This window comes from Lysinibacillus sp. ZYM-1, from assembly GCF_001308875.1.
Classification (GTDB): Bacteria; Bacillota; Bacilli; order Bacillales_A; family Planococcaceae; genus Lysinibacillus.
In genome coordinates this window covers 99,277-123,899 of the sequence record NZ_KQ465112.1, presented here as the reverse complement: position 1 = coordinate 123,899, position 24,623 = coordinate 99,277, and the positions used below count along the sequence as shown (strand labels likewise).

The 24,623-nt window shown below is 37.2% G+C and carries 23 protein-coding genes and 3 pseudogenes; 4 read left to right on the top strand and 22 right to left on the bottom strand.

All coding sequences use genetic code 11. The features are described from left to right. Positions 1–92 precede the first annotated feature (92 nt). From AO843_RS07845 to AO843_RS07795, 11 genes are all read right to left on the bottom strand, one after another. Positions 93–407 (bottom strand): DUF3784 domain-containing protein, encoded by a 315-nt coding sequence (locus AO843_RS07845; protein WP_082389414.1) that lies wholly within the window; start codon positions 405–407, stop codon positions 93–95. A gap of 11 nt (positions 408–418) precedes the next feature. Further along, entirely contained in the window at positions 419–1,708 is a 1,290-nt protein-coding gene (locus AO843_RS07840) for an alpha/beta hydrolase (protein WP_197278890.1), read from the bottom strand. A gap of 13 nt (positions 1,709–1,721) precedes the next feature. Continuing rightward, entirely contained in the window at positions 1,722–2,801 is a 1,080-nt protein-coding gene (locus AO843_RS07835; protein ID WP_054610564.1) for a DUF1648 domain-containing protein, read from the bottom strand. A 7-nt stretch (positions 2,802–2,808) separates the two neighbouring features. Next, a complete protein-coding gene (locus AO843_RS07830; RefSeq protein ID WP_054610563.1) occupies positions 2,809–3,186 on the bottom strand; it encodes a GntR family transcriptional regulator in 378 nt (125 codons plus the stop codon). A 458-nt stretch (positions 3,187–3,644) separates the two neighbouring features. Further along, a complete protein-coding gene (locus tag AO843_RS07825) occupies positions 3,645–4,022 on the bottom strand; it encodes a carboxymuconolactone decarboxylase family protein (protein ID WP_054610562.1) in 378 nt (125 codons plus the stop codon). A gap of 204 nt (positions 4,023–4,226) precedes the next feature. Further along, positions 4,227–5,609 carry an argininosuccinate lyase gene (gene argH / locus AO843_RS07820; protein WP_054610561.1) on the bottom strand — a complete coding sequence of 461 codons (1,383 nt, stop codon included), beginning with the start codon at positions 5,607–5,609 and terminating at the stop codon, positions 4,227–4,229. Between the two features lie 80 nt (positions 5,610–5,689). After that, the gene (locus AO843_RS07815; protein WP_054610560.1) at positions 5,690–6,883 is read right to left on the bottom strand and encodes an argininosuccinate synthase; all 1,194 of its coding nucleotides are present in this window, start codon (positions 6,881–6,883) and stop codon (positions 5,690–5,692) included. A 274-nt stretch (positions 6,884–7,157) separates the two neighbouring features. After that, on the bottom strand, positions 7,158–7,979 hold the full coding sequence (locus AO843_RS07810; RefSeq protein ID WP_054610559.1) for a CPBP family intramembrane glutamic endopeptidase: 822 nt from the start codon (positions 7,977–7,979) through the stop codon (positions 7,158–7,160). Positions 7,980–8,062: 83 nt separating this feature from the next. Further along, on the bottom strand, positions 8,063–8,857 hold the full coding sequence (locus tag AO843_RS07805; RefSeq protein WP_054610558.1) for a MerR family transcriptional regulator: 795 nt from the start codon (positions 8,855–8,857) through the stop codon (positions 8,063–8,065). A 73-nt stretch (positions 8,858–8,930) separates the two neighbouring features. Next, positions 8,931–9,680 (bottom strand): SDR family NAD(P)-dependent oxidoreductase, encoded by a 750-nt coding sequence (locus tag AO843_RS07800; protein ID WP_054610557.1) that lies wholly within the window; start codon positions 9,678–9,680, stop codon positions 8,931–8,933. An 8-nt stretch (positions 9,681–9,688) separates the two neighbouring features. Then, entirely contained in the window at positions 9,689–10,678 is a 990-nt protein-coding gene (locus AO843_RS07795) for an MBL fold metallo-hydrolase (protein WP_054610556.1), read from the bottom strand. A 346-nt stretch (positions 10,679–11,024) separates the two neighbouring features. On the opposite strand from AO843_RS07795, the gene proC reads away from it, so the two are divergent. Both proC and namA read left to right on the top strand, forming a co-directional pair. After that, positions 11,025–11,828: a pyrroline-5-carboxylate reductase gene (proC, locus tag AO843_RS07790; protein WP_054610555.1), complete on the top strand. Its 804-nt coding sequence runs from the start codon at positions 11,025–11,027 to the stop codon at positions 11,826–11,828. Between the two features lie 48 nt (positions 11,829–11,876). Further along, on the top strand, positions 11,877–12,887 hold the full coding sequence (namA, locus tag AO843_RS07785) for an NADPH dehydrogenase NamA (RefSeq protein WP_054610554.1): 1,011 nt from the start codon (positions 11,877–11,879) through the stop codon (positions 12,885–12,887). Positions 12,888–12,936: 49 nt separating this feature from the next. Here the strand turns inward: namA and AO843_RS07780 are convergent, their stop codons facing one another. Beyond that, positions 12,937–13,215, bottom strand: coding sequence for a DUF1450 domain-containing protein (locus AO843_RS07780; protein ID WP_082389413.1), 279 nt, complete (start codon positions 13,213–13,215; stop codon positions 12,937–12,939). Between the two features lie 766 nt (positions 13,216–13,981). Between AO843_RS07780 and AO843_RS07770 the strand changes: the two genes are divergently transcribed. After that, on the top strand, positions 13,982–14,365 hold the full coding sequence (locus tag AO843_RS07770) for a winged helix-turn-helix transcriptional regulator (protein WP_054610552.1): 384 nt from the start codon (positions 13,982–13,984) through the stop codon (positions 14,363–14,365). A gap of 160 nt (positions 14,366–14,525) precedes the next feature. Here AO843_RS07770 and AO843_RS07765 read toward each other — a convergent pair. The 3 genes and pseudogenes from AO843_RS07765 to AO843_RS07755 form a co-directional block, all read right to left on the bottom strand. Further along, positions 14,526–14,726: pseudogene (locus AO843_RS07765) on the bottom strand (putative quinol monooxygenase); the annotation flags it as partial. A gap of 138 nt (positions 14,727–14,864) precedes the next feature. Next, positions 14,865–16,027 (bottom strand): annotated as a pseudogene (locus AO843_RS07760) (class I SAM-dependent methyltransferase). Positions 16,028–16,536: 509 nt separating this feature from the next. Then, the gene (locus AO843_RS07755) at positions 16,537–17,418 is read right to left on the bottom strand and encodes a LysR family transcriptional regulator (RefSeq protein WP_054610551.1); all 882 of its coding nucleotides are present in this window, start codon (positions 17,416–17,418) and stop codon (positions 16,537–16,539) included. Positions 17,419–17,538: 120 nt separating this feature from the next. Here AO843_RS07755 and AO843_RS07750 point away from each other — a divergent pair, with 120 nt between their 5' ends. Beyond that, positions 17,539–18,564 carry a DUF2332 domain-containing protein gene (locus tag AO843_RS07750; protein ID WP_054610550.1) on the top strand — a complete coding sequence of 342 codons (1,026 nt, stop codon included), beginning with the start codon at positions 17,539–17,541 and terminating at the stop codon, positions 18,562–18,564. A 56-nt stretch (positions 18,565–18,620) separates the two neighbouring features. Here AO843_RS07750 and AO843_RS07745 read toward each other — a convergent pair whose 3' ends face one another. From AO843_RS07745 to AO843_RS07715, 7 genes and pseudogenes are all read right to left on the bottom strand, one after another. Continuing rightward, a complete protein-coding gene (locus AO843_RS07745; RefSeq protein WP_054610549.1) occupies positions 18,621–19,187 on the bottom strand; it encodes an NADPH-dependent FMN reductase in 567 nt (188 codons plus the stop codon). A gap of 13 nt (positions 19,188–19,200) precedes the next feature. Further along, positions 19,201–20,256, bottom strand: a complete 1,056-nt coding sequence (locus AO843_RS07740; RefSeq protein ID WP_054610548.1) for an LLM class flavin-dependent oxidoreductase — start codon at positions 20,254–20,256, stop codon at positions 19,201–19,203. 16 nt (positions 20,257–20,272) lie between these two features. Further along, positions 20,273–21,214 carry a ring-cleaving dioxygenase gene (locus tag AO843_RS07735; protein WP_054610547.1) on the bottom strand — a complete coding sequence of 314 codons (942 nt, stop codon included), beginning with the start codon at positions 21,212–21,214 and terminating at the stop codon, positions 20,273–20,275. Between the two features lie 58 nt (positions 21,215–21,272). Continuing rightward, positions 21,273–21,677 carry a MarR family winged helix-turn-helix transcriptional regulator gene (locus AO843_RS07730; RefSeq protein WP_369814415.1) on the bottom strand — a complete coding sequence of 135 codons (405 nt, stop codon included), beginning with the start codon at positions 21,675–21,677 and terminating at the stop codon, positions 21,273–21,275. A 137-nt stretch (positions 21,678–21,814) separates the two neighbouring features. Further along, positions 21,815–22,435, bottom strand: coding sequence for a sporulation-specific diadenylate cyclase CdaS (cdaS, locus tag AO843_RS07725; protein ID WP_082389411.1), 621 nt, complete (start codon positions 22,433–22,435; stop codon positions 21,815–21,817). 18 nt (positions 22,436–22,453) lie between these two features. Further along, a pseudogene (locus AO843_RS07720) lies at positions 22,454–23,892 on the bottom strand (MDR family MFS transporter). Between the two features lie 80 nt (positions 23,893–23,972). Continuing rightward, positions 23,973–24,554: a TetR/AcrR family transcriptional regulator gene (locus AO843_RS07715; RefSeq protein ID WP_054610545.1), complete on the bottom strand. Its 582-nt coding sequence runs from the start codon at positions 24,552–24,554 to the stop codon at positions 23,973–23,975. Positions 24,555–24,623: the final 69 nt, after the last annotated feature.

Below are 24,623 nucleotides of genomic sequence, written 5' to 3'. Positions count from 1 at the left end.
AGTTTAACAGAATTTTCGCTAGTTGATAATGATTCTCAAACAAAAAATACAAATGGACTTGTCATTATACTGATCAAGTCCATTTGTATTCTTTATCTTTTAAATCGATTGCCTGTGTTCATATAGATCATTAAAAATATCGTAAGTACTATGAAAAGAACAAGCCCTACACTAAATAACCATTGTGTATGAAATAATTCATTCAGCACCCATAGCAGTACACAAAAACAATAACCATACATCATTTTACCCATAAATTTTGCAAGTGCTATTTCGTTATACTTTTCTTTTTCTTCCTGTGACATTGTGTTAAAGCCAGCTATTAAAAATGTCCCTTTTCCTTGCGATAATACAATGGCAAAGATGAGAAATGGAAGCATGATGATTAAATATACAAATACACCCACGGTTAATTAGCCTACTTTCCATTGTCATTGTTAATAAATTGCTCAATTGCTGGTAGTAATTCATCATGTAGTGGCAATGTTGGATCTGCATAGGTTGCTAAGTTCTCGGCACGATCTGCTGGTGCGTTTTTTAATACATGGTTCATGCCCTCCATATAAAGAAGCTTTGCATCTTGATTACCTTTCTTTAAGGTTTCAGCATCGACTTCCTTCACTTGTAAATCAGTCGTTCCTTGTACAAGTAGTACACGACTTTTTACTTTCCCAAGCTCTGTTGCTGGATTATATTTTAGCATTGAAATTAGGAATGGTTGTACGGATGGACGGAAGATTGCTTGTAATTGTGGCGAAATATTTTTTATTTGCTCCCCTTGCTTTAGGGCTGTCAAAATGTCCGTCGATTCTTTGAAAAGATTTGGTGCTAGCTGACCTTTTAATTGCTCTAATAATACTTCATCCATTGGTCGCCCAGCACCTGCAATGGAAACAACGGACTCTACCCCTGTTTTTTGGGCTGCTAGCAATCCAATTAAAGAACCTTCGCTATGTCCAATTACATGAACACTTGTATAGGCTTTATCGGCTTGCAATGATTGAATGATTTGCACCGCATCCTCAACATATTGGTCAAAATTCACATCTTCTTCTTTTGTTAAAAGCCCACTATTATCACCAAGGCCTCGCTTATCATAGCGTACAGTAGCGATTCCCTCTTGTGCCAACCCTTCAGCAATCATTTTTAAGCTATTATTTTTACCAGCTATAGCTGAATTACCATCCTTATCAGTTGGTCCAGAACCAGCTATCATAACTGCGACTGGTGATGGCGTTGTACTAGCTTTTTGAAGTGCTACTATTAAGTCACCTTGTTGAACAGGAATTTTTAATGTTTCATAGGTTACAGGTTCTTCTTTATAAGCCTTTAATAGAAGTGGGAATTTTCCGCCATTTTGTTGGAATGTAGCCTCAATTTGTTCGTTTTTGAATGTACCATTGATAGCAATAACAGAGCCATTTAAATTGATGGATACTGTTACTTGATTACCTGTATATTTCACACTGTTAAATGGGAAATTGGATAAGCCTTGAGCTGGCACGGATAGTGTACCACTATCCTTCTGTAAATCAACAATAATTGGTAGTAGCCCATTCGGCGTTTCAATATTTCCTTCCCATTTTCCGATAAACTGTTCGTTCATAGTATTTTCCCTCTTTGCCTCATTATTTTCAGCAGTTGCTTCCTTTTGCCCGCAGGCAGCTAAGAGCAAAAGTGTACAGCATAACACCAACAACCTTTTCATTCAATCTTCCTCCCTATGTGAAAATCACCAATAGAATTGGTAGTAATGTAATACCGATCATGATGTAACACCATTTGTTTGCAAAATTGACAGTCCAGCCAATTCCGAACTTTTTCTGAACTAACAAGGATGGATCGTTTTTGTTGCAATAAAAAATGCCCCATGTCCAATATCGATCATCAGACACCGCTGATTCGTTTGTATGTACCTCATCAAAACGTTCATTACTTTTAGTAAATTTCCAAATTAATACTAATAAACCACCTAAAGTAACCACATTGAAGACAATAAAAAGTGGGAAAAAGTATGAAGCTGTCTGATCTTTTAAAATAACAGTTGTATAATGTAAAACCACAAAAAGAATAGTCATACTAAAGTTAATAGATGCTAAATACCAGCTACCATATTTACGTTGAGCCAGCTCTCGATGGATTGACGCTTCTTTAGCCTGTGCGCTCAATTGTATTTTGGCACTTTTCATGCCTCGGCTTATGATGAAAAAGCTAATTTGTATCGTCAATAAGATAAGCAGCATACTGATGACAGAGAGCCAAGACTTTTCGGTCCAGCCATCTATCTCGCCCACCGAATTCCAATGTGTTGCAAATACATCAGGAATCGAATCATAATTCATATACGTAAATGTTATCAATGCAAATGTCATCATCATTGGTAAGATAAAAAAAAGTGGTGGCAGCGTTTCATCTTTTTGGCGTATTGACAAATCAGTAACATACACTTTTTTAATCTGTATCTCCCACTGCTCCTGATCTTTTAATTTTTTTATTTTGACATGATAACTCAAGTAAAGAGCGGATGAAAAAAGGAGCATCACATATAAAAAAATAAAGGATACTAGAGCCACCTTATTTTCTTGCATAGCAGAAAGGTATAGTCCTATTTGCCCTAGTAAACAAACAGTTGCAATGCCTCCTACGATTTGGCTATAGCGTATTTTCCAGGACTGTAATTGCGGATGTTTAACATAGGGTTCTGGGATCGAAACACCAAAAACAGTTGTTTTTCTTGTTAAATGTGGTGTCATTGCTTCCAAAATTCCGACGAAGATAAAAATGCCTACCATTAAAAGCATAATACCCCTACTTCCATTGTTTTAAAATTCGCTGGAACAAATTTGTCATTTGCTCTTTTTCTAGCCCGCGTGCAAAAGCTTCCGCCATTATTGGCTTTAAAGCATTTTCTACCTTTTCAACCTCTGTTTCTTCCAGCTCCCGCTTTTGGCCACCTATAATGATGGCTTTTGCTTTTGGTTTTAATTCGATTAAGCCTTTTTCTTCAAGCTCATGATAACTCTTACTTACCGTACTGACATTAATCCCTAAATCTGTAGACATGGCACGTACAGATGGTAATGTATCCCCGTTTTTCAACTCACCTTTAGCGATCAATTCAATTAATTGATTGGCTAATTGTTTATAGAGCTGCAATTCATCACTTGGATCTAATTTTATTTGCATTTCGCCCCTCCAATCTGTAATACTAATAACCAAACAGAATCTGTTCTACTTACAGTAATACAGAATTTTTCTATTGTCAAATGTAGGTATTTTTGTCCTTGAGCGATATTTAGTTCATTCATCTCCATCTACATGAACACTTCAACATCCGACTAATAGAACCAAAAAAAGATCCAGAATAATAATTCTGGATCCATGGACACTTATTGCTTCTATTTGATTTTTTTTACTGGAACGGTTTACGCTTCACCTTAATCTACAGTAAAACAGACATTTCTGCTTCACCTTTAGGCTTAAGTTTTAAGAAGCTTCAACCTTCCTCAGCTGTGGCGGACTTTCCTGAGATTCCTGGTCTTTGGGTGTTTGACTATTACTCATTCTGCATCCTCCCCATCAATTTAGATTAATAAGTGTTTCCGCTATTATTATGAACCATTGCCCAATCGTTTATTCATGATTTAATTCTTTTCTGTAAAGACTTGCTGAGCAATCGTTAAGGCATTTTGTACGCTCGGGAAACCGATGTAAGGTACTAATTGTAAAAGTGCCTCTACAATCTCTGTTTGTGTTAAACCAGCATGCAAGCCACGTTGAATATGTGTTTTGGTTTGTGGAGCTGCTCCTTGTGTAACAACTGCTGTGATAACGACAAGTGCCCGACTTTTTGTATCAAGTCCAGGGCGTGCATAAACATCCCCATACGCAAATTCAATAATCATTTTACGTAAATCCGGCGCCACATCAGCTAATGCATCGGATCCGATCATCCTTGCTGCATCTTCCTCTGTGACATATTGTTTAATTGTTTCAATCCCCTTTGTAAAACGTTCATTCATACACTTTATCCCTCCCAACATTTTGTTATACAAAAAACCCAATTCCGCGTCTCCAGAATTGGGGATTGTCCTTCACGTATGTAAGGTTTCTCTTTTTCACATCACCCTCTGGCTTTGTTGAAAAAGGATAAGGTTTTCATAGTGCCTCACAGGACAGCTTTAATGAATATCTATGCAAAAGTCACATGGACATGCACGCAATAATTAATTTTGGACAACAACACAAGCTTTGGCTTTTTCAATTTGGATTTTGACTTGATCAAAGCCAGTTCCACCAAGGGAATGACGGCGTCGAACGGCCGCTTCTGGCGCTAATACATCATAAATATCCGATTCAATTAGCTCGCTTTCTTGCTTCATCTCTTCCAGTGATAAATCTAATAAGTAAATGCCTTTTTGAATACATGTGAAAACAAGTTTGCCTGTCACTTCATGTGCTTCACGGAATGCCATACCTTTTGTGGCAAGGTAATCAGCTAGCTCTGTAGCATTCGAGAAATCAGCATGAACAGCTTGATGCAACCGCTCCGTATTGACAGTCATCGTACGAACCATGCCTTCAAAGATTTTGAGTGAACCAAGAATGGTATGTACGGTATCGAACATCCCTTCTTTGTCTTCCTGCATATCTTTGTTGTACGTTAATGGTGTACCTTTTAAAACGGTTAACAAGCCCATCAGATTCCCATAAACGCGCCCTGTTTTGCCTCGGATTAACTCGGCCATATCAGGATTTTTCTTTTGTGGCATAATGGAAGAACCTGTTGAAAAGGCATCATCCAATTCGATAAATTTAAATTCATCAGTAGACCATAGAATGATTTCCTCAGCAAAACGTGATAAATGTGCCATTAACAAAGATGAATTACTTAAAAATTCAACAATAAAATCACGGTCACTTACTGCATCCATTGAGTTGGCATAAACCTCACTAAATCCAAGCAATTCTGCTGATTTTAAGCGGTCGATTGGGAAAGTTGTTCCTGCCATAGCTCCTGCCCCTAATGGCAATATATCAATGCGTTTAATGGATTCTGTAAAGCGCTGCTTATCACGCTCTAACATCCAAAAATAGGCCATTAAATGGTGGGCAAAAGAAATCGGCTGAGCTCGCTGTAAATGTGTATAGCCTGGCGCAATTGTTTCAATATGCTCCTCAGCTTTACCTAATAATGTTTGTTGGAATGTTGCGATTAAATCAATTGTTTCTTGGACACGCTTTTTCAAGAATAGATGCATATCTGTCGCAACTTGGTCATTGCGGCTACGTCCTGTATGTAGTTTGCCCCCAACAGGACCAATTAAATCAATTAGCATCTTTTCTAAATTTAAGTGTATATCTTCATTGGCAATGGTAAATTCAAGTTCACCTGCTATGGCCTTTTCTTTCAGTTGGGCAAGACCACCTAGTATGGACTCTACGTCAGCTGTTGGTAAAATCCCTGTTGCACCAAGCATTGTGACATGTGCAACACTACCTTCAAGATCCTCAAGGACAAGTTGTTGGTCAAAGCCAATGGATGCACCGAACTCATCTACCCATGCTTCTGCCGATTTTTGGAAACGTCCACCCCAAAGTTTTGTCATGTCAGCTCACCTTTTCCTTTATTACTTTTCAAAAGGTGTAGCTAAAGCACATATGCTTTACCACACCTTGCTTGTGAAAATTACTTTTTATTAACAGATGAGTTCACTACAGTTGGTAGACCCCATAACTCGATAAATCCTACTGCGGAAGCGTGGTTGAATTGGTCTTCCTTCGAATATGTGGCTAATTTTTCGTTGTATAGTGAATTTGGTGATTTACGTCCTTCCACAATGGCATGACCTTTGAATAATTTCACACGCACTGTACCGTTCACATATTGCTGTGATTGTGCAAGGAATGCTTCAAGTGCATCACGTAATGGTGAGAACCATAAACCATCGTAAATTAATTCAGATAGTTTTTTCTCAATCACTGGCTTGAAGTGTGCTAATTCTTTTACAAGCGTTAAATCTTCAAGCTCTTTATGAGCTGTTAACAGCACCTTAGCACCAGGAATTTCATAAACCTCACGAGATTTAATACCAACTAAACGATTTTCCACATGGTCGATACGTCCTACGCCATGTGCACCTGCAACTGCGTTTAATTCTTGAATTAAATCAGCAAGTTTCATTTCTTTTCCGTTTAAAGCAACTGGTTTACCAGCCACGAATTCAATTTCTACATATTCTGATTCATCTGGTGCATTTTCAACTGAAACAGTTAGACCGTATGCTTCTTCTGGTGGAGACACCCATGGATCTTCCATGATGCCTGCTTCATTCGCACGGCCCCATAAGTTTTGGTCAATTGAAAATGGTGAATCCAATGTTGCAGGAATTGGTACATTATGTTTCATCGCATATTCGATTTCCTCATCACGGCTCCAGCCCCACTCACGTACAGGTGCTAGTACCTCTAAATCAGGATTTAATGCTTTAATGGAAACTTCAAAACGAACTTGGTCATTTCCTTTTCCTGTGCAGCCATGAGCTACAGCGTCCGCCCCTACTTGGTTCGCAATCTCTACTAATTTTTTTGAGATTAGTGGACGAGAAAGAGCTGATACTAAAGGATACTTTTGCTCATACCATGTGTGAGCTTGTAATGAAATTAATGCATAGTTTTCAGCAAATTCATCCTTTGCATCCACCATATAAGACTCAATCGCTCCTACTTGAAGAGCTTTATTCTTCACGAACTCAAGATCTTTCCCTTCACCAACGTCTAGACATACCGCAATAACGTCCCAACCTTGTTCTTTTAACCATGGAATTGCTACCGAAGTATCAAGTCCGCCTGAATATGCTAGTACAACCTTTTTATTTGCCATCAAAAATGCGCCTCCATTGCTCTATAGATATGTATGTTTATACATTCATTTAAAAGTTTATACACGAATAGTATCATGTTATAAAAATAAAAACAAGTGTATTTTTATAAATTTATAGACTTTTATTTTTCTTATAAAAAGTCAGTTTATCTATACATCGTTCCCACGATAATCTATGATAGACACTCAAAAAAACACTTTTTTACTATAGACATAAATGTATATTATATAAATTACAACAAAAAAGAATCCAGTGTATAAACTGGATTCTTTTTTAATTTTTCATTGAATATGTAGTATATTTTTTATTAGACCATACATTCTTTGGATTCATTAGTATGAGTAGAATAGCCGCTGTTGAATAAAGAATAGCGTTATACATCATTAAATCGATGAAGTTCTCGTTTATGATACCAATAAAAAAGTTGAATAACTGATGGATCATAATAGGAATCATTAAATTTTGATTGATCGTATAGAAGGCTGTCATGATGATAGTGGTAGAGATGATGGATAGCATAAAGAATATGATGTATTTCATTAAATCCAACCCTGTAAATCCTGTTGTAAACCAAATAGGTAAATGCCAAATTCCCCACCAAAATCCTATAATAATCGCAGATTGTAATGGCGCATATTTCTTTTGAAGCTCAAGCAGTGCAAAGCCTCGCCACCCTAATTCTTCCCCTAAAGGTCCTGATAAAAGATTTTTAAAGAAAAAGTAACTTAACATTCCCCAAGAAGAAAAAGTAAAAATAGCATCTACTTTTTCATTATTCATAACAAAAAGTAAGATGATTATAAAGATGGTGGCTTGAACCAACAAGACAGAAAGAATCACAGAAAATCGAAGTGGATTCTTGAATTTTTGTTGCACAAAATGAAAAAAATGCTGCCCAGGATAAATTTTTGGAAATAGTATAGCAAAGGCAAAGGTAGATGACCAAGCTGAAAGACAGCGTACTACATCAAAAACCCATGTAGGAAACCCTAACATCTTGACGGCTCCTACAAGGCAAAAAAGTGGCCAAAAAATAACATTAGTTAGGACAATAAAACTCGCTACCGGTCTTTTTAGCTTCTTTTTTCTATTCATGTAAATTCCCCTTTTCGTTCTGAATACCTTCAGCTTAAACCTGGGGGTTACTCACAGGTCAATACATATTTCTATTCAAAAGACTATTTTATTGGTACATACATTTCTAAAAAAATACGTTCTAGTCCCTCTTCATAAGTAGCCAGTAATAAGTTAATATAAACAAGACCTAAGAGTTCATAACCATTCTCTTTGGCTACTTTTCTTATAGTCGCTTCCACTTTATCGTCCGTATTTTTGCCACCTGTTGACCATCTTCCATCTTCAATCACTGTATACAAACATTTAGGATGAAATAAAACTTGTTCGTCTAAGGCTTTCTCGTTTTCTTCTAGTTTTTTCACAATCATAAATTTATCTTCTTGCATGCCCTGTTCATTAAAGCGTATAACTCTTCTTAGTGATGTCAGAATTACCGCCTTTTTTAAACTATCGGTGTTTTCTTTCAGTGCGTCATATTCTTCATAAGCTGTATAATGGTCGATTGTTCCCATTATTGCTAGAGGCTTCATTTCTTTTATGGTATACGTTCCTAAATACTGTTGAATTTTTTGGCAATCTTCTTTGACAATTTGGAGCTTTTTTAATAGTAATTTTTTATAGGCTATCTCCTCTAACACTTCTTGTTCTTTCTCTTCTAATAGAAGTTGGATTCCTTCAATACTTTTGCCTTTTCGTAATTCTTGAATCTTTTTAATTTCCAAATCCAATTCTCGATAAAAGTTGACAGTTGTTAGATCATATATATCAAATCGATTATAGGTTCTATAGCCATTCTCACTATTTTGCTGTGGCTTGACCAATGCCTTTTCCTCATAATATTTTATGGTATCTCTAGAAATGCCTAAAAATTTAGCCACTTGTCCAATTGTATACATTGTATCCCCCTTCTCTTTGCGATTATGAAAAAACTGTAGACATGCATAGAGCATGTTTACAGTTGGATGTTCGTTATTTCTTATGGAAGAATGATTTGCCTAAAAATTCAATGGTTGCAGGTGCCAATGCATACAGTTTGCTTGATAATCCCATGATTTTCGGTAAGTTGACCTCGCGAACTGGTCGTTCAATTGTTTTTACCGTTGCTTGCGCCACTTCTTCAGCTGATAATAAAAATCTACCTAAAGATGCGCGATAGCCACTTTCATCATTGGCCTTGTCTAAAAATGGGGTATCAATTGGACCTGGATGAATGGCAGTCACTTTCACATGATATGGTGCAAGCTCCATGCGTAGTCCATTTGTAAAGCCCACAATCGCATGTTTCGTAGCTGCATAAACACTCGCTTTTGGAGTGGCTACCTTTCCTGCCTGTGAACCAATAAAAATCAAATGCCCTTGATTTCGCTCAATCATCGTGGAAGCTAATCGTTTGGCAAGGTAAATAGGTACACTAATGTTTAATTCAATCATTTGTGCAATATCCTCATCCATTAACTTAGGCGCCACAGCAAACTTTCCTACACCAGCTGAAAGGATAGCGACATCAATGGGTGGAAGCTGTGTACAAACAGCGTCGAGTGTATGTAAATTAGTTAAATCAGCTTGGATGACATTGGCTCCCAAACGTTCTAATACTTTTAAAGCTACGGCATTGCGGCCTGTGGCATAAACTGTATGACCTTGTGCTACTAGTAATTCTGTTATTTTTAAGCCTACACCACTTGTTGCACCTGTCACGAAGATCGTCTTGCTTTTCATATATAGTCCTACTTTCTTTTAAATAAATAGATACCTTCTTCCGTCTTCGTTGATATAATATACTCATTTGCCTCTAAATAATCTAAATGCCCCAACGTTTTGGACAAGGTTAAACCAAGCATATGCTGGAAAATAGCTGGATACAAGCGTTTCGTCATTTGCACAGCCGTTAATTGGTCGTCCCCCAATAATTCATAAACTTTCATGGATTGCTGATGCTGTCTTTCTAGTCGTTTATCGATTAAAAATGGGATGTCTTCTAGTTCAGCCCCATGTCCTGTATACATCATTTTGACAGGCAATTGGCGTAAAATTTCTAGGGATTCATTATATTGTAGTAACGATTTCGTACGTTCCAATGAACGATCTAATGGTGGTTCTATTAAAGGGTTTGGCGTTATTTTTTCAAGTAATAAATCTCCACCAATAACATGATGTGTTTTTTCATCCCAAAAAATAAAATGGCTTTGTGCGTGACCTAATGTTTCAATTGTCTTTAATCCTGGATGTCCAGGTACTTCATCTCCATCCGCCAAAATTTGTGTCAATGGACGTTCACCTACAAGTTCTAATTCACGACGCACGTGCACACTTTTTGGAATATATTCTTGTGGCACTCCATGTTCAAATAAACGTTCACTGTAGAATTGCTCGTGATAACGTAAAAACTCTTCGTCGTGACGTAACCATTTATCATTATAGGCGTGGCCTAAAATTTCAGCATGTGGAAAAGCATCGACCCACCCTGCATGATCAGGGTGATGATGAGTTAGCACAACCTGTTCAATATCTCGCATGTCGTAGCCTGCAGCGCGAATCCCCCATTTCAGAGCATCATAGGCTTCTACTGTTTTTGGTCCAACATCAAAAATGCTAAGTGCTTCACCTTTGACAATAAATGCATTGACATCTCCTACTTCATAGGGTGTTGGTATTTCTATTTTGTATATAGACAAAGTTGTCTCCCCCTTTTTTCTCGCTAGTGAATAATGATTCATTCTATTTTACAAGTTTTTTCTGTTTTCGTCATCTTCCTGTTGACAGGTTGCCAATCCATCACTATAATTTTGAATAATCTAATTATTTTTGTGCGTTGAAGAAGCCGAGTAAGTAGTTGGTGAAGGTGTTAGAGAGTGTTACATTTGCTGAGAGTAACATCACCCACTCCCACTACCGAACCTATTTCTGAGCAGTTATGAAAACATAACCGTCTCCCTTGCGATAAAAGGGCTAAAAGTTGTGCCAACATTGGCAAACAAAGGTGGTACCGCGGAAACGAGAGCGTTTTCGTCCTTCTAGATAAGGACGAGAGCGCTTTTTTATTTTGAACTGGAGGTTTTGTTCATGAAAAAAATATTATTTATCGGTGCAGGCTCAATGGCAGAGGCATTGATTCAAGGGTGGATTAAGCAAAAGGTTTTTTCACCACAGGAAATTTACGTCACCAATCGCTCTGACAAAGAACGTTTACAATTCTTACATGAAACATATGGTATCCACTACATTTTTGATCACGCAATTTATCAGCAGGCAGATTTGATCATTTTGGCGATGAAGCCAAAAGATGCTGTTGCGGCAATGCGCGATTTAAAACCAAAAATCACAGCACAATCTGCCATCCTATCGATTCTAGCGGGTATTGCCATTGACACCATTACAGAGTTTTTAGGAGATCGCCCAGTAGCTCGCGTGATGCCTAATACTTCTGCCACAATTGGCATGTCAGCTAGTGGTATTGCATTCAATAATGAGGTGTCTGCTGCACAGCGTATCACTTTCCTCCAGTTATTAGAGGCTGTCGGCTCGGTTATTGAGGTCGAAGAGGATCAATTACACGCTGTAACAGCCCTTTCTGGTAGTGGTCCAGCTTACATTTATTATTTAATGGAAGCCTTCGAACGTGTAGGGACAAAGATAGGTCTATCGAAAGATACAGTACGATTATTGATGACGCAAACACTTGCAGGTACTGCCGAAATGCTCAAGCAATCGGTAGATGAACCTGATGTCTTACGTAAAAAGGTAACAAGTCCGGGCGGCACGACAGAGGCTGGCATTCAGGCTCTGGAGCAATATCAATTTTATGAAGCAATTGAGGCTTGTATTAAAGAAGCAGAAGCACGATCTCGTTCTCTTGCAAATGGTTAATATTAAGTGCAAAATAGAGTTTATCACTAGGAATTAGGGGGCTTTATTTTGAGTAAATTATTTGAACCTTATCAATTACAATCAATTTCCTTAAAAAATCGTGTTGTTATGGCACCAATGTGTATGTACTCTGCTGAAGATGATGGTATGGTCACACCTTTTCATAAAGTCCATTATGCAACACGGGCAGCCGGGCAAGTAGGATTAATCATTTTAGAAGCTACAGGCGTTGTACCGGAAGGACGGATTTCCAACAAAGACCTTGGTATTTGGGATGATGCGCATATCAAAGGCTTGCGGGAATTAGTGGAAGGTGTAAAAGCATATGGGGCGAAAGCGGGCATACAGCTTGGACATGCTGGACGTAAAGCAGCAGTAGATGGTGAAATTTTTGCTCCATCGGCCATTGCCTTTAATCAAGACTATCAAACACCAACAGAAATGACAGAAGATGACATTCATCATGTGATTGAAGCATTTAAACAAGCGGCAATTCGTGCTGCAAAAGCAGGCTTTGATGTACTAGAAATCCATGGGGCACATGGCTATTTGATCAGTGAGTTTTTATCACCTGCTACGAACAAGCGAGAAGATCAATACGGAGGCTCACAGGAAAATCGCTATCGTATACTTCGTCAAGTCATTGATGCGATTCGCAGTGTCTGGGATGGACCATTATTGGTACGTGTCTCTGCCGAAGATTACGCAGAAGATGGCACGACAATGGAAGACTTCATCGTCTTTAGTCGATGGATGAAATCACAAGGTGTAGATTTAGTAGATGTATCGACAGGTGGCGTTGTCACTGCTGCCATTAATGTTTTTCCAGGCTACCAGGTTTCTCACGCTGAAGCCATTAAACATGGAGCTGACATCCCTACTGGCGCAGTGGGCCTTATTACAACAGCAATTCAAGCCGAAGAAATCCTCCAAAATAACCGGGCAGATTTAATTTTCTTAGCTCGTGTCTTATTACGTGAGCCATACTGGCCACTACACGCGGCCAAAGAATTAGGGGAAGAAGTACAACCACCCGTACAATACGTTCGTGGTTGGTAATCTAATTTCTATCAAAAAACAGCTTGTTTGTTCACAAGCTGTTTTTTGCTTAGAAAAGTGGATTTTGTTTTAATTCTTCATCAATAGCCTGTACCAACGCCTCTGCAACGTCCGCAGTGACAATTTCCCCGTTAACAATTGCAAAAATACCTTGCTCACAGATTTCACAATGCGAGGTACAACCAGATTCCTCTATGTCAATATCATCACGTTCTAGTAGGATATCATATGCATCTGCTGCACCTAGTGATAAATTAGTGATGCAAAACTCGACTCTATTTTTTAATGGCTGTGGCTCTTTCTTTTTTTTAAAAAGAGAAAATACCATGTTTATTCCCCCTTACATACTGTTGTGGCGTAAATTGAATCATTTCCACAAATTAAACAGGATAGCTTCTATCTCTAATTATAAAGGCTTTTTTAGATTTCTTTCTATAAATATCCCCATCATAATTTTTTCATAACTGAATGAACATTTTAACTGGAGGAAATTTAATTTTACTATTGTATGTACCCTTTTTCGAAAAAAATATAGCATCATCAATCGCATACATGGGACAGCTTTCAGATAATTTACATTCATGAAATTTTATCATCTCAGCAGGAACCCTAAATGGCAAGCATAATGATGAATCATACATATAAAAGATTATATTCGACAAAAACATAAAAAGGAAGCCATAGTGAGCTTCCTTTTTATTATTTAGCCATGACATTCAAGACATCACCTATTTTTTTTGCTTTTTGACATCTTAAACACAGTTGGCTAGGTTTTTCCACATCGACCTATAATGCAATTCAAGCCTATAAATCCTCATTAGAGAAAAGCACTTTCTTATTTTAAAAAAGGGCGACACTCGCTATTGTTTCTTTTTATCAAAAAGTAGCCCTAATAGAATAACAACCGCTGCAAACATCAACATTAAGAATCCATATTTAGGCGTATGTGCTAACGATTGTTAGTGAATAGTAAAGCTTCCAGTATAGGATCCTATCTCCTTTGATTTTTTTCATTGTGTGTAGTAATATACATACATACCTAAAAGGTACGTAGGGTACTTTTAGTTACTTTTGAATGTTATAGGAGGTTTACAATGCAAAAAATTTATAATATTGGTGTAGAAGCTACACTTGAAGTCATTGGTGGTAAATGGAAACCAGTCATTCTTTGTCATTTAAACCACCATGGTATAATTCGTACAAATGAGTTTCGACGATTGATTCCAGGGATTTCACAAAAAATGCTCACAAGCCAATTACGCGAACTAGTACAGTCTGGATTAATTCATCGAAAGGTCTTCAATCAAGTACCGCCAAAAGTTGAATATTCCTTAACGGGCTATGGACAAGGGATGGAACCTATTCTGAACATGCTTTGCACTTGGGGCGAAAAACATGTTGAAGTATTACAAGATAAAGGCGAAGATGTATTGTTAAAACAACGTGATGATGATATAGCTATGCAGCAAACATCGTAATGAGGGAAGAAAGAGACTGTGAAACATAGGACAGTCTCTTTTCCTTTTTAATGCTTATAGAGCAAAGTCGTATTCATCTGGATTCGCCTTGCATTAAAGGTGCCCATGTTTCAAGTAAGAAGCTCCATTCAGAATGTCAACGGTGAAAAGAAGCTCTAAATTAAGAACTTATTATTTGTAAACGATGAACCTCTTGTTTTTCAAGTAGCGGCTCTGTTTGTTGGCCACAGTATTTATAATGTTCCGTATTAACATGAAATGTAAGCTCTTCTTCATCTTTCCATCTTTCGTAAAAAACAAATGTATCTCTATTTTCAACTGATTCATGAAGCGTATATTGTATACACCCCTCTTCCACTCGAGATGCTTCAACTTAATTTAATAACTCTTTTCTAAGCAGTTCACCTTTCCCCGCTTTAGCTTTTAAAACTACATTGAGTATAATTTCGTTCATTATTTTCCCTCTCCTTGTTAAGAACAAACTATCCTAATTATTCTTTTATTCATACATATAAGAACGCGTCATAGGAATTGTATCGTTGGTGCCTTTTGTAAATACAAATTGATGTAGATCAATATTCCCAGTAAAGAATGAAGCTGCACAGGCATTTAAATATAAGCGCCACATACGAATAAATCGTTCATCTTTTGTCTGGCGAATTTCCTCTAATGCCATTTCAAAGTTTTGAGCCCAATGTTGTAGGGTTTTACCGTAGTGTCTACGTAAGCTTTCAACATCAACAATAAAAAATTGTTGGTTTGTCATATTAGTGATTAATTCATTGATAGCTGGAACATATCCACCAGGGAATATATACTTTTCAATCCAACAATTGGTAGCACCGTTAGTTGGAGAAGTAATACAATGAAGCAGTGAAATCCCACCGTCATTTAGTAGTTGATTAACTGTCTCGAAATATTTCGTAATGTTGTCTTTTCCAACATGCTCAATCATACCTACACTAACAATTTTATCAAACTTACGATCTTGAATATCACGATAATCGAGTAATGATACTTCAACTAAATCTGTAAGTCCCTCTTGCTTAATGCGCTCAACAGTCTTTGCATATTGCTCCTCACTTAATGTTACGCCCATTGCTTTAACGCCATATTGCTTCGCGGCAGTGGTAATCAGTTCACCCCAACCAATGTCTAATAAAGTATCCCCTTTTTGAAGATTTAACTTTTTTAAAATATGATTGATTTTATTATGTTGGCTGTTGTTAGGGAATCATAATTGTTTTGAAAATACGCACAAGAATATGTCATTGTGTCATCGAGCCACAGTTTATAGAAATCGTTCCCGATATCATAATGGTGAGCTATATCTTCTTTATTTTTTTGTTTTGAGAAATTCCATTTACTTTTGAAATATTGCAATGTACGATCACCTAAAAAGCTTTCCTGCTTTTTATAAATAGATTGCATTGCTTTTTCAAGGTCTCCTTGTATTTCTAGATCTCCATTCATATAGGCTTCCCCGAATGCGATGGAAGGGTCCTTAGCAATCTCTTTTTTTGATAGAGGCTTATGGAATGTTACATGAAACAGAGGTTGTCCTTCACCATATTTTATGGTCTCACCATTCCAAAGCGTAAATTGAACAGGGTCTGAAAAGAGATTTTTGAGTATTTTTTTATAAAGAAGTTCTTCAACCATATAAACATCTCCTACTATTAGAAAACTACCTTGATATTCATTCATTAAAAATTTAACGAATCTGTTTGAAAACGTTTTAAACGATACTATTCTTACAGCCGAATTTAAACCATATTATCCCGCTAAAAAATCACATCTAAAAAACCCTCTTTAGATTTCTTTTAAATTTTAAAGAACGATTAGTCAGTATGACCATATCATTTTCTTCATCTGACAAAATTGATTATGCAGTACTCAAAAACAAAAAAAAAGTACGCACTTTAAAGTAATACGGCCACTAAATAGTAACCTACTAAAAAGTATGCACAAAAAGAGTGTGCACATATTTCAACTTTTATACGATTATTGTTTTTTGGTGCTACCAATTTAAATCTCCAACAAAGAAATCATCTTATCCCTTAAAATGCTCATTCTCTTTATAAACAACCTAAAAAATAAAGCATAAACTTTCCAAACGGAAAATTAATGCTTTACGTCACAGCTATTCTTTCATTTTTGAATCATGTGAATTATAAATAATTTCTAGTTAGCAATAACGCTAATAAGCCATTTGGAACTTTTGTCGAATCTTTATAATATAAATAGACGGGTACATTTGGCAAAGTAAAGCCTTCAAAAGGAACAATATTAAAACGCCCCTCCATACGTTCTTTTCTGACAATCATACGAGGTAAAAAAGACATCCCTAACCCATCTTTTATTAATCTTTTTACCACATATGATTGAGAAATAGATACGTGCTTTGTCAATACATAGTTTTCTCTTAATTTATGTAAAAGCTCATCCCAAATAGTTGGATGATGATGCGTAAACAATGTATATGTTTGAAATAGCTCCTCATTATCGATGTAAGTCCCTGTTTCATCGTCATAAGCATCTAGTGGAATCACTAATTCTAGTGGACTTTCAATAAGCAACTCTTGATGCCAATGTCGAAAGCGTGTTGGTAATAAGGAAATACCTATATGTGCTTGATGCTGATTAACTAAATCTTCAATTTTAGCAGAATCCTCAACTAAAATCGATATCTCCAAGGCAGGGTTGTCATTCATAAATTGATACATAACATGTGGTAAAATGGTTTCCACCATTAATGGTGTCATTGCAATAATAACCTTTTCTTGCACGCCTTTACTTGCTAAACGAATACGTTCAATACTTTGCTCCCACTGGTGGATCATTTGCTGTGCCTCTAGTTGAAAAAGCTTCCCAGCATCTGTTAATTGCACGCGATTTCTTTCACGCTTAAATAATTGTACGTGTAAAAATTCTTCTAACTGTTGAATATGAACCGTAATACTAGGCTGTGATAAATGAAGTTGTTGCGCTGCTGTTCGAAAATTACAAGTTTGAGCTGCTACTATAAAGGATTGTATCCATTTATACTCCATGTTTTCTCCTCCTTGATTAATATTCTTGATCAAGTTCATTAAATATATTTAATTTACTAAATTATACAATAATAATAGACTGAAAATTAAATAGATGATGGTAAAAAAGGAGTGACATACATGTCTTATACTACATTAAGTCGTCAGTTTCGAATGTTTGCCAAACAGGAGTGCGAAGGCTCTAGCCCACTATATGAACATTTAGCCAATAAAATTGCTGCTGATGAGGAGCTATTAGAGATTGCCTCTTTGATTCCACAAAATCAACCTGCACCAAATTTATTGTTAGCAGCGGTTCACTATTTACTAGCATCATTGAAAGATCCTTTAGCTAATTATTATGCGTCTTTTACTACAACTCCACACCCCATTCAGGAGGTTTACCCTGTTTTTAAAACATTTGTAATGGAGCATGCAGCAGAATTAAAGACATTGTTACAAGAAAAACTTGTCCAAACGAATGAGATTCGGCGTTGTACCTATCTTTATCCTATGATGACTGAAATTTATCACAAGCATCAACAACCATTGGCTTTCATAGAGATAGGGGCAAGTGCTGGACTTCAGCTTGGTATGGATCACTACAATTATTGCTACAATCATCAATTATCCATAATCAATACTGACTATGACTGCATATTATTCTCAGAAAACCGAGGGGAAACACTTCCTGATTCTGTGTCAAAGCCACTTGTTGTTAGTCAAAGGATCGGCATTGATTTAAATCCTATTGATCTCAGGCGAATTGAAGAAAGTCAATGGCTACAAGCTTTAATTTGGCCAGAACACCACGAGCGAAGAATGTTGTTAAATGAAGTACTTCCAATTTTCCATAGGTTGGATATTCAGCTAATAAAAGGTGATGCCATTCAACTAGTCAAAGAACTTAGTCAAACAATTGAACAAGAGGCCATGTTAGTGGTCTATCATACACATGTCGCCAATCAAATGCCATTAGAATTACGTCATGTGCTAATGGAGCAATTAAAAGAAATAAGCATGGTGCGACCTCTTTATCATTGCTATAATAATCTATTTGACTTACAACTACATCAAGACTTTATAAATCATGGCACCATTTCGTCTATTCGTACAATGGAACGGGCAGATGGACATGCTCGATGGTTTAAATGGTCAAACAGCTAGCTTTTTAGCAAAAAGAAACGCTGTGTCCTAATACTACACAGCGTTTCTACTAATCTTTAAAAATCGTACTCAGCATCTTTTTTCGCACGAATTTCTGCAAAGGCATCTGTTACCATTACTGTATCCTCTGCTAACCGTTCAAGACGGAAAAGGACATCGTCATTAACAATTTCTTTGCGTAAAAAATCTTTTTCTTCTATAAATACATAGGTTGGAACGATATGCGCCTTCATGTACGCAAGAATTGGCTTTAATTGCTGTTCCACCATTAAGTAGTGCTTTGATGTACCTGCTGTGACAATGACACTGACCACTTTATCGCGAAAGGCATTGACTGGTAAGAGGTCAAAAATATTTTTTAATGTTGCTGGAATAGATGCCTGAAATGTTGGCGTACCAATAACAATGGCATCTGCAGCCATGATAGTTTCTGTCACATATTTTGTATCACCTTCATAGTCAAAGTAATTACGTCCATCACTAAATACTAGCTGATAGTCAGCGAGGTCCAGGAGCGTCACTTCATGCTCTGGATATTTTTTTTGTAATAGCTCGACAAATTTATGCATAGCTGTTCTTGTTTTGGAGCCGACAATAGAACCAGCAAGTGCCAAAATTTTCATGACTGTTCACTCCTTATTTTGCTGTATATTTTTTCATTGCAGGAATAATATCATTACCGATGATTTCGATGTTTTTCATGATTTTATCAAATGGCACGCCACCGAAATCAATTTGAGCCATAAATCGTTGCATACCATAAAGCTCATATTGATAAAGTAATTTCTCAATAATTTGCTCCTTGCTTCCGACCATTAAAGCATCACGTGTATCGGTTGCTTGTGCAAATTGTTGCTTTGGATAACCTCCGCCACGAATCGCTTGGAAACCACCGTTTAGATGTGGATACATACCTTGCAACGCCTCTTTTGTTGTGTCTGCCACATAAAACAAGCTTGTTGTGGCAACTGGCAATTCATTCGGATCAAAGCCTTGTCGCTCTGCCGCTTCTCGATAAGCATCTACGGATGGCTTAAAGTTTACAGCAGGCCCTCCTAATGTCGTTAACATCATCGGAATTCCCATATATCCTGCTTTGATGGCACTTGCAGGTGGACCTCCGACAGCCCGCCAAATTGGTAAAGAACCATTTTTCGGCTGTGGTAAAATTTGAGCGTGATGGAGTGGGGCACGGAATTGACCTTCCCACGTCACAAGCTCCTCTGCATTAATTTTCATGAGTAACTCTAATTTCTCCTCAAAAAGTTCTTCATAGTCATGTAAATCAACACCAAGTAAATGATAGGCCCCTACTCGGGAACCACGTCCTGCAACAATTTCTGCTCGCCCATCTGATAATAAATCAATTGTGGCAAAATCCTCATATACACGCACAGGATCGGAGACACTCAGCACAGTAGCAGAGCTTGACAGCTTAATGTTCGATGTTGCTTGTGCGATGGCACCTAACACTACTGTATGTGCCTGTGTTGTGAAGTACGATTGGTGACTTTCTCCCACACCAAATACATCAATACCTGCTTGTTCTGCTAATTGACTTGCTTCTACTAGTTCTTTTAGTCGTTGCTGAGCAGAAATACGCTCTCCTGTTAATGGGTTTGGAATATGATCCCCTAAAGAATACAGTCCAAATTCAAGTCCTTGTGATTGATCAATACGGTATTTTTCCATTATGGGTTATCTCTCCTTATTCGAGTGGCTCTAAAATCGCTTCAATATCTGCACGTTTTTCTTCTAAAAATGGCGGAAGATCTAGTTCTTTCCCAAGTTCTTCAACGGTAGCATCAACCGTAAACCCAGGACCATCTGTCGCCATTTCAAATAAAATACCGTTACGATCTCTAAAATATAGACTTTGGAAATAATAACGATCGACGATACCTGAACTATTCAAACCTTGCTCTTTAATTTTTAGATCCCATGCCTGCAGCTCCTCGACTGTTGCGACACGTAAAGCAAGATGGTGAATACTTCCTTTTCCTGGTTTCTCACTCGGTCCTTCCAATTCTTTGACGACGATCTCTCCAAATACTTCTCCTGTTTTCGATTGAAGAACTGTTTCATTATCATTTTCTTCCATCTTTGTATAGTGTAATAAATCTTGCAGTAAATTCACTGTTCGCTGTAAATAACGTACAGTAAGTTCAATAGTACCCATTCCTAAAATGCGATGTTCTTCTGGTATGTCTGTGCCATCCCATGTTTGCCATTGAGGGGGCGTATCCTGACCATGATGATTGATTAAAACCATACGCAAACCTTCATGATCTTCAAAAAATAAGGCATCTTTCCTCGCATATGTTGTTATGTCACTATGTTCAACCGATAGCTGTTGAAAGCGTTCTTGCCAATAAAGTAAACTTTCATAGCTTGGTACGAGTAAGCCAATGCGTGTAATAGCATTTGTCCCTCGCACTGTACGTCCCGCAACAGGCATCTCAAAAAATGTTAATTCTGTACCTGCTGCTCCTGTTAGGTCCCCATAAAATAAATGATACATGGATGGTGAGTCTTGGTTCACTGTTTTCTTTACACGTCGTAACCCTAGAATTTTAGTGTAAAAATGATTATTTTGTTTACCATTTTTCGTTAGCATGGAAATATGATGGTGTCCACTTAAATTGTTCATCCTGTATGATCCTCCTTGTCACATTCACTTGACTAAGCAAGTGATAGCGCAAAAAAAATTACGCAAGTGGCAATTTTTTTTCTCGACTATGCTTTTCAAGCTTTGTCATGACTGTATATAAAGTTTTCATTTCTTCATCTGTTAATACTTCTTCAAAAAACGAGGACTGGAAGTGAAGTTGACTTGGTGTCGCTGCATCAATCATTTGCTCCCCTTTTGCCGTCAACGAGATGGTTTTCGTTTTCCACTTTTGTTTACGCTCAATCAATCCCTCTTTTTCAAGTCTTGCCAGCATGCGTGACATTCCACCTTGCGTGACCGTTACTTTCTCTGCTAATTGAGATTGTGTTATAGGTGCATAGGTTCTAATTTGAATAAGAACATCAAATTGTGCTGTCGTGAGATCAAAGCGTTTTAAAAATTCATTCGATAATTGATTACTTTGTGTGGTAAAGCGCATCATGCGAATCCAGGTTAAAGTACCTAATGTATGATTTTTCACGACTTCATCCTCCCTTCTATTATCACTTTACCACGCAAGTGATAAAGAAGCAAGCATAATATCTCGAATTTGAGATATTTATTACATAGGGAATATCCCTATATAATGCCATGTGTGGTAATGGGGTATAAGTTGCCTTTAAAAGCAAACGATATCCTACCTGTTTCTTCTGATACGACCATAACGAGCGCATCACTTACCTCACTTAATCCCAACGCTGCACGATGCCTTGTTCCTAATTTCCTTTCACCTGTATAACGCTCAGACAGTGGTAGTACATTTGCCGCCGATTCAATCTGATTATGATTGACTAATACAGCGCCATCATGTAACGGATTGCCCGGGAAAAAAATTGATTCTAATAACGAATGTGTTAAGTCAGCACCGATATGAATGCCAGGCTGGACGAGCTTCTCTATAGCATCTTCTCGCTGGATAACAATTAAACCACCGTGTCTTCTCAGTGACATATTTTGTACACTATGCGACAATTCGGGATACTTTTCTGTAAATGGGGAAAGATAACAATTTAAATAAAACGTTGCCGCTTTCATTTCAATCGTCACAAATTTCTCTTTAATTTTTTCGAAATTGCCAAGAAGGCAATGTGTATCTGTATCCATTTGTTGCACACTTTGCTGTAATGACATAATCACTTGGAGAAGCTCATCTTTTAATGTTTCTTTCATTGGAGAAAAATCACAATTTATTGGATTCACAAAAAGCACCTCTCTTTTTTATAAAAGCTTTCCTCTCTTAGTTTCTCTAGAAAAGCTATTTTTATGCGTCATAGAGAGTTTGGGGTTATGCATCATTTTTTTCTCTAAAAAGAAAGACAATACTAATCCAATGGCACTTAAAATGGTTGTCGCGAAGAAAGCTGAACGAATCCCAGTTAACATGGCATCAGCTGCGCCTATTTGGAGTTGGAAAGTAGTTACAGTACTCATAATCGTAACTAATAATGCTGTTACTAACGCTCCTCCAACCATACGCAATGTGCTATTCATCGCTGTTGCATCTGCCATCAATGCTGTAGGTAATGCGTTCATGCCAGCTGTTGTAAGAGGCATCATAATCATTGAAATGCCAAATGAAATCGTTGTAAACAACAATGCAAGTATCCAAAGATTCGTGTTCATGGACAACCCTATTAATACACTGGAACCAAGCAAAATACATGTAAATCCTACTAGTGCCAAGCCTTTCCCTCCAACTTTATCAAAAATTTTACCGGTTACTGGAGACATAAAGCCCATCACTAATGCACCTATTAATAACACCAACCCTGTTTCAAGTGCAGACAAGTGACGTACATTTTGAATATAAAAAGTTAGCAGTATTTGTGTACCGATCATGAGCGCATAGACCAAACTTGATAAAAAAGTTGTAATGGTAAAGATTGGTGATTGAAACACACGAAATTCAAGCATTGGTTTTGGTAATAAAAGCTGACGTCTAATAAATAGGACAAGCATAATGCTTCCAACTGCTAATGGTATCCATACCTGCATTGTTTGAAATCCAACGGCTCCCGCTATACTAAAACCATATAACAAGCCTCCCCAACCAAATGAAGAATACACTATGGAAAGACTATCTAGCTGACCCTCTTTTTTAGTCGTTACATTTTTCATAAAAATAGTAGCTACCGTCAGGACAATAACAGAGACTGGTAGTACAGTAAAAAATAAATGTCGCCATGTAAGGTGTTCCAAAATCCAACCTGCTAATGTTGGGCCAACTGCTGGTGCCAAGCCAGTTACTAGCCCAGCAAACCCCATAATTGAACCTCGTTTTTCTTTTGGATACATCGTTAATAAAACCGTTTGCATTAAAGGCATAATGATCCCCGCTCCAGATGCTTGAATAACTCTAGCAATCAGTAAAACTGTAAAGGATGGTGCAAACGCGCCTAAAAATGTGCCGACACTAAATAACGTTAAAGCCACGATTAACAATAATCGATTCGAAAAACGGCCGATTAAAAAAGCTGTTATAGGTATGAGAATACCATTTGTTAATAAGTAAACAGTCGTGAGCCATTGAGCTAAATTGGCATCAATCTTGAAATCATCCATAATTGGTGGCATTGCTATTAGTAACAATGTTTGAGAATAGAAACAAATGATGCGGATAGTAGAATCCCTACTATTAAATTTCTTTTTTCGTTCATATGAATTTCCCCTTTTTTGTTAGTTAGTGATAACTAACATTTTATTTTAAAAAATAGTTAGCAGCAAAGTGAGGGAAAAGCTATATGCTTACTCCACTCACAAAAGTAGCTACTAATTGATGAATAAAAGGTTCTTTTTGATCCTTTAAAAAATGATTGTCCCATAATGCATTGGTGACAAAAAAACCGAAGAGACTTGTTAAAAAAACTATAGCTTGCCCATATGTATCCATATCCTTCAAAGTTCCTTGATTGATTTGGGACTGAAGATAAGTGGCCAGTAGTTTTTGTAACTGTTGGGTTTGAGTATTGGAAATAGCCTCCATTAGTTCAGGTAATCTATTGCGATCTTGTGTCGCAATGAGAAAAATCGGTTTATTTTTTTCCATATAAGCTAAATATGTGTGAGCAATTTGCTGTAAATCATGGGTTAAGTTACCTGATAACTCTTGAGCAAAAAAACGTTCAAAGTAAGGGATATATGAATGGGCTTGAAGTACCGCATGAAGAATCCCCATTTTTGTTTCAAAATGACGAAAAACTGTCATTTCACTAACACCAGCAGTATTGGCAATATCTTTCACAGAAACATTTGAGTAGCCTTTTTCTGTCATTAAGCTTGTAGCTGCCGTAAGAATCTTCTCTTTTGTATCTTTTTTCATGCTAAACCCCTCCGAAATGTTAGTTATGACTAACAAAAATATAAACGACTTTTCCTCCCTTGTCAAAAA